Source organism: Burkholderia sp. Tr-862 (assembly GCF_011753085.1).
Lineage (GTDB): Bacteria > Pseudomonadota > Gammaproteobacteria > Burkholderiales > Burkholderiaceae > Burkholderia > Burkholderia ambifaria.
Genome location: NZ_VWWG01000209.1, coordinates 1 through 9,837, shown reverse-complemented (window position 1 = coordinate 9,837; position 9,837 = coordinate 1). Strand labels below are relative to the sequence as shown.

The following is a 9,837-nucleotide window of genomic DNA, read 5'->3' as shown; positions in this document are numbered from 1 at the left end:
GCGCCGCAGGACGCAGCAGCAGCCGCTTCCGCCACCGCCCGAATCCGCGATCCCTGCCGACGACTTCGGCAAGACCGTGAAACTCGGCGAGCAGATCTTCCTGCACACGCCCGAGTACGCGGGCAAGTACGTCGGCAACAAGCTGACCTGCGCGAGCTGTCACCTCGACGCGGGCCGCCGGCCCGATGCGGGCCCGATGTGGGCCGCGTACCTGCTGTACCCGGCCTACCGCAGCAAGAACGGCCACGTGAACACGTTCGCCGAACGTCTGCAGGGATGCTTTCGCTACAGCATGAACGGCAAGGCGCCGCCGGCTGGCGACCCGATCCTCGTTGCGCTCGAAACCTATTCGTACTGGCTCGCGAAGGGCGCGCCGGTCGGCACCCGGCTGCCCGGCCAGGGTTTCCCGAAACTGCCGCCGCCCGCGCAAAAGGCCGACTACGCGCGCGGCGCCGCCGTCTATACGCAGCACTGCGCGCTGTGTCACGGCGCGGACGGCCAGGGACGATCGAGCGGCGACAAGCCGGTCTTTCCGGCGCTGTGGGGCGCGCGCTCGTTCAACTGGGGCGCGGGGATGGGCGACATCCGCAACGCGGCCGGCTTCGTGAAGGCCAATATGCCGCTCGGGCTGGGCGGCACGCTGACCGATCAGCAAGCGTGGGACGTCGCGACCTTCATGGACAGCCACGAGCGTCCGCAGGACCCGCGCTTCACCGGCTCGGTGCAGGACACGCGCGCGAAATTCCACGACACGCCCGACTCGATGTACGGGCGCGAGGTGAACGGCCGCGTGCTCGGCGCGCCGTGACGTCCGCCCACCGCGGCCTGCGTGATCACGGATGCCAGCGATACACGACGAGGCTCGACCCGTTGTAGTTGTCCTTCGTGATCACGTATTCGCCGGTCGAGCGCCGGTACGCGCGGATGCCGTACATCGAGTCGACGTCGTTGCCGACGTCCATCGCGGACGTGTTCGAGTTCGTCAGCGTGGTGACGAGGCTGCCGGTGTTCAGGTCGAACACGTCGACGTTCGGCACCGTGTGCACGTAGCCGACGAACAGGTAGTGGCCGGCCGCCGCCATCGATTTCGGGTTCGCGCTCGTCAGGTCGATCGCCACGTTCGGCGTGCTCGTGTTGCCGGCCTTCCAGCCGCGATAGACCTCGATGTGCCCGTTCATCGCGGTCCAGTCCCAGCTGCCCGAGATTCCCTGCGCGAGGATCATCGTGTCGCTGTCGGCCTGGTAGATGATCCGCGTGAGCGGCAGCACCGTGCGCGGAATCTGGATCTGCACCGGCGTGCCCCATGTCGGCTTGCCGGTCGCGTCGAAGCCCTTCATCGGATAGTGCGAGATGTTGTTGGTGCGATCGAGCCCGGCCCATACGTCGCCGTTGTCGTCGAGCGAGAAACCGGCCGTCACCTGCAGGGTCGTGTTGAACGGCTTGCCGGGGATCGAGCCGTCCGGAATCGCGATATAGCCGCTCGCGTTGTTGAAGTGATAGATGTTGTAGTTGCCCGGGTTCTGCCCGGTCGCGACGAGCATCCGGGTGCCGTTCACCAGCGCGAGCTGGCCGAAATGCTGGCCGCGCTGGTAGTCCTTCATGTCGAGGCGCGGATCCTTCGGATAGGTGAACGGATCGATCGTGTTCGCGACGAACGTGCCGCCCGCCGTACCGGTATAGACGTTGTTGCCGCTGTAGAAGAACGCGCCGTCGGTCGCCGGGTCGGGCGCGGCGGCGCCCTCGAAGTTCAGCGCCTGCAGCTTCCATTGCAGCGCGCCCGTCGGGCCGTACGAATGGAGGTCGGTGCTGCCGTTGCGCCCGAGGTCCCAGCCGCCGCCCCACGCGTTGTTCAGCACGTACAGGTTGCCGGCCGCGTCCTTGCCGATGCCCGCGACGCGCGTGAAGCGCTTGTCGCCGACTTGCCCCTTGATGCCCGACGTCGTGTCGAGATAGCCGCCCTGCACGCCGAACGTGCCGACCTGCGCGGGCTGGCCGGCGAGCGTGTAGACCTTGATGTTCATGTCGGGGCCTTCGTCGCCCACCAGCATCTGCCCGCTTAGCGCATCGAAATACAGCGACGCCGGCCGCGCGCGGGCCGCCATCTGAATCGTGTTCATCGCCGTGCCGGTTGGGCTGAACTGCGCGACGATGCCCGCGCTCTTGCGCGCGACCCACAGGTTGCCGCCCGCATCGAGCGCCAGCGCGCCGGGCCCCGATACGCCGATGTCGCGCTGCCACACGCCGTCCGTCGTATACACACGCACGCGGTTGCCGTAGAAGTCGCTTACGTACAGCAGGTTGCCGCTCGTCGCGAGGCCGGTGATCACGTCCGCGTACTGGATGCCCGTCCAAGTGCTGACCGGGATGCGCAGGTCGCGCTGGTTCGTGCTGCGGTTGTAGCGGCCAACCGAGCCGCTGCCGAAGGTGCGGTTGTAGCCGAGCGCGACGAACAGCGAGTTCGCGTTGCCGGTGATCGCGCCGCCCTGGAATTCGTCGTGGATGCCGATCGTGCCGAGCGTCTGCCCGTTCTGGTAAATCGCGACGCCGCCTGCATTCTCGTCCCAGCGCGACGCCGTATAGATCACGCCTTCGGGCGCGACCCACAGCGAGCGCGCACCGTTGCCGACATGCGCGGCCAGCGTGCCGAACGTGTTCGCGAGCCAGTCCGTCGTGTATTGCGCTTGTGCGTGACTGACCGGCGCCAGCATTGCCATGCACAATCCTAGCAATGCCGCGCGAATTTGTTTCGATAACATGAATGATGCTCCCGGACGATCGCCTGTCGATACTCTAGTTCGACGCGCATGAAATATTGGTGATTTCTGCAAAAACCCGTTCATTTCCACCACGAATTTCTCATTACGTTTTTTTACCGCACGACAGTGGTTGGCCGATGCTGGAGCATCCCGGGATCAGCGCCTGGGCTCCCGCCGGACAGCGCTGTGGCGATTCATCATTACCGGCACTTTGTTCCGAATTTCTCAATGCGGATGCGTCATTTTTTCTGATACACGCGCATTGAATTTCCATTGCCGGCAAATCGACTCGATGATTACAAATCGAAATTAAAATGAAAGAGAAAAAATATTATCCGGCTGCATGCTGCATTGCCGGGAAAATCGTGAAGAAGTGAAATAAGGCGGGCGCGGCGGAATACGGTTGCCGATGAAGACGGAGGGATAAACGAAGATGCGCCGCACGTGCGGCGAAGCGTGATGCGGGCCGTGTTGAATGGAGAAGGCCGTACGCCGGCCCGGCGTGCGACCGGCGGCCCGCAGCACGCGCGGGCCGCCGGTCGCGCGCGTGGCGTCAGAACTTCTGGCGCAGGCCGAGGCTGACGATCGCCTGCGACCGCGAATCGGACGAGTGGCCGTTCGCCTTGTCCGACACCGACGCGGTCGCGGCCACCGGCCGACCGAGTGCGTCGAGCGTCGTGCCGGACGCACGCTGGTAGGCGCCGAGCAGGTACACGCTGGTGCGCTTCGACAGGTCGTAGGCCGCGCCGAGCGTGACGTTGTGATACTGCGCGCGGTTGTCGATGCCGTCGACGTCGCTGCCGCGCGTGTAGCTGTAGCCGGCGAACAGCTGGGTCTGCGGCTGCACGTTCCAGCGCGTGAACACGCCCGCGACGTTGAACGTCGCATGACCGTTGAACAGCGACTGCGCGCCACTGCGGTACTGAATGTTGCTGTAGTTCACGCCGACGACGGCCGGGCCGAAGTCGTACGTCGCGCCGGTCGCGATGACCTGCTGCGACTGCGCGCTCGCATAGCCTTCGTTGATCGACGAGTTGAACAGCCCGTCGTCGGTGCTCTGCCATTTGCCGGCCGTCGGATCGGCCGCGCCCGTCTTGCTGTTGTCCGAGCGCTCGTAGCCGACGCCCACACGCAGCGGCCCCGCCGCGTATGCGGCGCCGACGCTCCACGTGTTGCGCGTCTTCATGCTGCCCGGCTGGCTGCCGAAGCCGTACAGCGCGCCGAACGTGAAGCCCGCGTAGTTCGCGCTCGTGTACTTGATCGAGCTGTCGACGCGCGCGGTCTGGTCGAGGTCGTCGATATCGCCCGGGTGCGCGCCGAACCCGCCGATGAACGACGACGGGCCGACCGGGCTCACGAAGTCGTTGAGCGACGTGTACTGGCGGCCAAGCGTGACCGTGCCGTAGCGGTTGCTGCCGACGCCGACGAACGCCTGGCGGCCGAACTGGCGGCCGCCCTGGCCCGACGTGCCGTTGGTGATGTCGAAGCCGTTCTCGAGCACGAACAGCGCGCGCATCCCGCCGCCGAGATCCTCGGAACCCTTGATGCCCCAGCGGCTGCCCGACAGGTTTCCGGTGGTCAGGCCGACCTCCGAATGCCCGGTGTAGGCGCCCGGCGAGCCGACCCGTTCGTTGCTGCGATAGGTCACGCCCGCGTCGACGATGCCGTACAGCGTGACGGAGCTTTGCGCGGAGGCGATGCCCGCGAGCGAGAGCAGCAGCGGTGCTGCGATCAGTTGCTTGTTCATGGTTTTTAGCGTCTCCGGGCGGTCAGCCCGTTGTTCTATGCGAGTAACGCGTGCGGCCGGCGAGATACGCCTGCATGCGAGGCCGACGGCGTTCGCACGCGGGAACGCGCGCGTGCGATACGCGCGCGGCACGTCGCGGCGAGCATGCCCGCCGAGGCCGCCATGGTAGTTGGAACCGGTTCCGTTCGATAGCGCAATAATGAAAACAGCTTCTTGCCGATTTCGAGATAATTTGTCGCGCGACGAACGTCGCTGTACGGCGCGGGGCCGCGCGCCCGATAATCGAGCGCGCATCTGCCATCGGGAGCCTTCGCATTCGCCGAAGGCGGCTTCATGCGCATTCAGGGCGTCGTGCTGACCAGCAACGCCGGCTCCGCGCGTGTGCTGCAGAAATGCGGCTACCGGTACGAGGGATTGCTGCGCGCCTACCGGATGGTGCGTGGGGTGCCGGGCGATTTCGCGATGTACGCGCGTATCGCGACCGACTGACGCGCCGGCCGACCGATGGCCGACGCGCGACGCGCGGGTCCACTCACCGTCGGCGCGATTGGACGCGCCACGCCGAATTGGCGACAATCGCCGCTCCCCGCCTCGACTTCTTCGCCATGAAAATCGCCGCGCTGTCCGACATCCACGGCAACCTCGCCGCGCTCGACGCGGTGCTCGACGACGTGCGCCGCCGCGGCGCCGACCTGATCGTCAACCTCGGCGACATCGTGTCGGGCGCGCTCCATCCGGCCGAAACGGCCGATCGCCTGATCGCGCTCGACCTGCCGACCATCAAGGGCAATCACGAACGGCAACTGCTGAGCGGCGATCGCGAAACGATGCGGCTGTCCGATCGCTGGGCGCACGACACGCTGCGCGACGACCATCGCGCGTGGATCGCCGCCTTGCCCGCACGCCTGACGCTCGACGACGACGTGCTGATGGTGCACGGCACGCCTGCCAGCGACCTCGTCTATTTCCTCGAAACGGTGACGCCCGACGGCTGCCGCGCGGCGACGCCCGATGAAATCGCGCAGCGTGCGGGTGACGAGCCGGCGTCGCTGATCCTGTGCGGCCACACGCATGTCCCGCGCATCGCGAAGCTCGACGACGGCCGGCTGATCGTCAATCCGGGCAGCGTCGGGCTGCAGGCGTACACGGACGATCAACCGCATCCGCACCGGATCGAAACGGGCTCGCCGCATGCGCGCTACGCGATGGTGTCGCGCACGCCGGCCGGCTGGCAGGCCGAATTCCACGCGGTCGAATACGACTGGCACACGGCCGCCGACACCGCGGCAGCGCGCGGCCGCGACGACTGGACCGTCGCGTTGCGCACCGGCCGGTGCTGACGGATCGTCGCCGTTCCACCCCGCTTCGTTCACCGGAAAACCGACCCGCCATGCGCGCTGCGTCAGGCAGCACCGCGTTCTGACAACCGCTCGCGAGCCGCCTCGCGCGGCATCGCATTAGGCATCACGCATCACACAGCATTCGCCAGCGTCAGCCGCGCTTCGAGCCCGCCGCCATCCGTCCGGTTGCGCAACGTGAGCGTGCCGCCCATCGCGAGCGCAAGCTGCCGCGCGATCGCGAGACCGAGCCCCGTGCCGCCCGTCTCGCGATTGCGCGACGTCTCCACGCGCCGGAACGGTTCGAACACCGCGTCGAGCTGATCGTCCGGAATGCCGGGCCCGCGATCGAGCACCGCAATGACCGCGCCGCCGCCTGACGCCGCCTGCACGTCGATCTCGGCCGCACCCGCGAACTTCAGCGCGTTGTCGACGAGGTTGCCGACGATCCGGCGCAGCGCCTTCGGCCGCGTGACGAGCGCGAGCGGGCCGCCGCTGTGCAGCGCGACGTCCTGCCCCGCATCCGTGTAGTCGCACACGATGCTGTCGAGCAGCGCATCGAGATCGATGCGGCGCGCGGCTTCATCCGTGCCGTGCAGCGTGCGCGCATAGGCGACGCCCTCCTTCACCAGATGCTCCATCTCGATCAGGTCCTGGCGCAGCTTCGCGCCCTGCGCGTCGTCGTCCATCACGTCGACGCGCAATCGCATGCGCGTGATCGGCGTCTGCAGGTCGTGCGAAATCGACGCGAGGATCTGCATGCGTTCGGCCATGTACTGCGCGATGCGGTCCTGCATCGCGTTGAACGCCCGCGCGGCACGCGCGACTTCGGACGGCCCGCCCTCGTCCAGGCGTTCGCCCTTCAGGTCGGGGCCGAGCGCGTCGGCCGCCCGCGCGAGCTGGTTCAGCGGCCGCGTCGCGAGCCGCACCGCGAGCCAGCAGCACGCGGCCAGCACCGCGAGCTGCAGCGCGAGCACCACCGGCAGCCAGCCTGACAGCGGCACCGTCGACATCGGGTGGATGTCGATCGTCAGCGGCGAGCCGTCGGTCAGGCGCAGATGCACCTGCAGATGCTCGCGATCGCCCGGGATCGCGTTCGCGGTCAGCGGGTAGTCGCCGCCGATGCCGTCCGAGATCGACCGCTCGACGCGCGCCGACAGCCGCGCCTCGGACGGCGTGCCCGTCTCGCCGGGCCCGAGGATGAACACGTAGCTGCGCCGCGCGAGACGCGGCAGCCACGCGGCGCGCTCGCCGGGCGGCAGGTGGTCGAGCAGCGCGACCGAGCTCGCGACCTCGCGCTCGATGTAGCCCATCATCAGGTTGGTGGTCGCCTGGTCGCGCTCCGTCACCGTGAGCCAGAACGACAGCGTCTGCGCGAGCGCGAGGCCCACGCACAGGATCAGCGCGAGCCGCGCGAACAGCGAGCGCGGCCAGTGCCACAGGGTGCGCGCGCTCATGCGTCGCCTTCGACCGTGGTCACCGCCGACGAGAACACGTAGCCCTCGTTGCGCAGCGTCTTGATGTAGCGCGGCTCGCGCGCGCCGTCGCGCAGCCGCTGGCGCAGCCGGCTCACGAGCAGGTCGATCGACCGGTCGAACGGATCGGACTGGCGGCCCTGCGTGAGGTTGAGCAATTGGTCGCGCGTGAGCACGCGCTGCGGATTGTCGAGGAACACGCGCAACAGCCGGTACTCGGCGCCGCTCAGCGCGACCAGCGTGCCTTCGGCGTCGAGCAGGTGACGCCCCGTCGTGTCGAGCCGCCATTCGCCGAACGCGAGCATCTCGGCCGTCTCCGTCACCTGCATGCCGGGTGGCAGCATGCGCGCGCGGCGCAGCACCGAGCGGATCCGCGCCAGCAGCTCGCGCACCGCGAACGGCTTCGCGAGATAGTCGTCGGCGCCCATCTCGAGGCCGATGATGCGGTCGGTTTCCTCGCCGCGCGCGGTCAGCATCAGCACCGGCACCGTCCGGAACTTGCCGGCGCGCAGATCGCGGCACAACGTGAGGCCGTCCTCGCCGGGCAGCATCAGATCGAGCACGATCAGGTCGGGCGCGCCGTCTTCGAGCACGTTGCGCATCTCGCGGCCGTTCGCGGCGAGCGACACGCGCATGCCGTTCTTCTCCAGGTAGTCCGCGATCAGTTCGCGGATCGCGCGATCGTCGTCGACGATCAGTACGTGGTCGATCTTGTCCATGAGTCGGGGTCGGGGTCGTGAGGTTGCGGCTGGCGATGTCCGCCTTTATACCGCACCGCGGGCACGCATTTGTATCCCAATGTATCGCGCCGCCGCGACGACACACAACATTGCACGCACGCGGCTCGCCGGACACATCGCAGATACGTCGGCGCGGCCCAATGAGGGCTGTCGAAACCAGTCCGGCCGACGCGATCACGCGGCGGCCGGCCGAACCGGAGAACCGCCATGCTGCCCAGACTCAAGACTGCCGCCCTCGTGATCGCGCTCGCCGCCACGGCCGGGCTCGCCGCGTTCGCCGGCACCCGCGACGACGCGGGCATGACGGCCTCGCTCGCCGGCACGCCGGCGCCCGACTTCACCGGCATCGAGCGCTGGCAGAACAGCACGCCGCTCAAGCTCGCGCAGCTGCGCGGCAAGGTCGTGCTGGTCGATTTCTGGACCTACTCGTGCATCAACTGCATTCATACGATTCCGTACGTGAACGACTGGTACCGGAAGTATCGCGACCAGGGGCTGGTCGTGGTCGGCGTGCATACGCCCGAGTATCCGTTCGAACGCGATCCAAAGAACGTCGCCGACGCGCTCAAGCGCTTCGACATCCAGTATCCGGTCGCGCAGGACAACCGCTACGACACGTGGCGCGCGTATGGCAACCAGTACTGGCCCGCGCTGTACCTGATCGACGCGAACGGGAAGATCGTCTATACGCGGTATGGCGAGGGCGGGTACGACAAGACGGAGGCGGCGATTCGCGAGGCGCTGGCGCAGGCGCATGCTGGCGAAGGCACGAAGGGCGCGACGCGTACGCAGTAACGGGCGCCGGCGGGGGCGCAGCATGCGCCCCGGGCGATTCGCCGCCGCTCACTTGAGCTTCGCGTCCGCCTCCGCCAGCATCGCCTCCCCGATCGCGAGATGCCCGTTGGCGATCAGCGCGTCGCCCGCGCCGCGGATATCGTCGACCGCCTTGTTCTGCCCGAGCTTGCGCTTGCCGACGAGCCGCGTGATCTCGATCTGCAGCCCGACGATCGACTGCAGCATCGTGTCGAGATAGTCCTTCGGCGCGTCGGCCATCTTCCACGGCGCCGGCTGCGACGCCTCGTGCGTGCGGGTCAGCCGCGCGACCACGCCGCGCACGAACTTCTCGTCGTCGCGCACCGTGATGCGGCCGTGCGCGTGCACGACCACGTAGTTCCACGTCGGCACCTGCCGGTGCGCGACATGCTTGCTCGGGTACCAGTTCGGCGAGATATAGGCATCGCCGGCGCGGAAGATCACGAGCACCTCGTCGCCGTTCGCGACCTCCTGCCAGACCGGATTCGCGCGCGCGACGTGCGCATGCAGCTCGCCGAGGCCGCCGTCGCCCGGCAGCAGTTCGAACGGAATGTGGTTCGCGTCGAGCCCACCCTTGCCGTGCGTGATCAGGCTGCCGAACGGATGCTGGACGATCAGTTCGCGCAGCGCGTCGGGGCGGGATTCGGCGAAATCGGCGGGGACATACATGGCGGCTCCACGGTCGGACAGGGTTCAGGAAGGAACGGGCCTGAAACAGGCGCGTCATGCCCCGATTGTGAGCGCTAACTGGTTTATGCTGTAGAGCCGGTTTCGAACAATTTCAGCAGACCAGAATCATGGCCAGAACCGCCCGGATCGTCGAAATCCCGTCGCTCGGCGCGCTCGACCGCGCAGCCGGCGACCTGAGCCGCCAACTCGCGCAGGCGTTGCGGGACGCGGTGCGCCGCGGCGACGTGCGGCCCGGCGACACGCTGCCGTCCACGCGGCTGCTCGCGGCATCGCTCGAGG

General features: G+C 67.7%; 8 protein-coding genes and 2 pseudogenes. 5 read left to right on the top strand and 5 right to left on the bottom strand.

Going from position 1 to position 9,837, the window contains the following annotated elements; translation table 11 throughout:
* Positions 1-808, top strand: an 808-nt coding sequence (locus F3J14_RS31200) for a c-type cytochrome (RefSeq protein WP_247682322.1), incomplete at its 5' end; no start/stop codon positions are given.
* A gap of 25 nt (positions 809-833) precedes the next feature.
* On the opposite strand, the gene F3J14_RS31195 is transcribed toward F3J14_RS31200, so the two are convergent.
* Positions 834-2,756 (bottom strand): SMP-30/gluconolactonase/LRE family protein, encoded by a 1,923-nt coding sequence (locus tag F3J14_RS31195; protein WP_166726207.1) that lies wholly within the window; start codon positions 2,754-2,756, stop codon positions 834-836.
* Between the two features lie 553 nt (positions 2,757-3,309).
* Positions 3,310-4,503, bottom strand: coding sequence for a porin (locus tag F3J14_RS31190; RefSeq protein WP_166726206.1), 1,194 nt, complete (start codon positions 4,501-4,503; stop codon positions 3,310-3,312).
* Positions 4,504-4,809: 306 nt separating this feature from the next.
* Here F3J14_RS31190 and F3J14_RS31185 point away from each other — a divergent pair.
* A pseudogene (locus tag F3J14_RS31185) lies at positions 4,810-4,992 on the top strand (GNAT family protein); the annotation flags it as partial.
* A 116-nt stretch (positions 4,993-5,108) separates the two neighbouring features.
* Positions 5,109-5,843, top strand: coding sequence for a metallophosphoesterase family protein (locus tag F3J14_RS31180; RefSeq protein ID WP_166726205.1), 735 nt, complete (start codon positions 5,109-5,111; stop codon positions 5,841-5,843).
* Positions 5,844-5,974: 131 nt separating this feature from the next.
* Here the strand turns inward: F3J14_RS31180 and F3J14_RS31175 are convergent, their stop codons facing one another.
* Together F3J14_RS31175 and F3J14_RS31170 are read right to left on the bottom strand one after the other, a co-directional pair.
* Entirely contained in the window at positions 5,975-7,297 is a 1,323-nt protein-coding gene (locus F3J14_RS31175) for an ATP-binding protein (RefSeq protein ID WP_166726204.1), read from the bottom strand.
* Positions 7,294-8,034, bottom strand: a complete 741-nt coding sequence (locus tag F3J14_RS31170) for a response regulator (protein WP_006750896.1) — start codon at positions 8,032-8,034, stop codon at positions 7,294-7,296. Before F3J14_RS31170 ends, F3J14_RS31175 begins: the two co-directional genes overlap by 4 nt.
* A gap of 228 nt (positions 8,035-8,262) precedes the next feature.
* Between F3J14_RS31170 and F3J14_RS31165 the strand changes: the two genes are divergently transcribed.
* On the top strand, positions 8,263-8,850 hold the full coding sequence (locus F3J14_RS31165) for a thioredoxin family protein (RefSeq protein WP_166726203.1): 588 nt from the start codon (positions 8,263-8,265) through the stop codon (positions 8,848-8,850).
* A 48-nt stretch (positions 8,851-8,898) separates the two neighbouring features.
* Here the strand turns inward: F3J14_RS31165 and F3J14_RS31160 are convergent, their stop codons facing one another.
* Positions 8,899-9,537 carry an FMN-binding negative transcriptional regulator gene (locus F3J14_RS31160; protein ID WP_166726202.1) on the bottom strand — a complete coding sequence of 213 codons (639 nt, stop codon included), beginning with the start codon at positions 9,535-9,537 and terminating at the stop codon, positions 8,899-8,901.
* Positions 9,538-9,665: 128 nt separating this feature from the next.
* On the opposite strand from F3J14_RS31160, the pseudogene F3J14_RS31155 reads away from it, so the two are divergent.
* A pseudogene (locus tag F3J14_RS31155) lies at positions 9,666-9,837 on the top strand (GntR family transcriptional regulator); the annotation flags it as partial.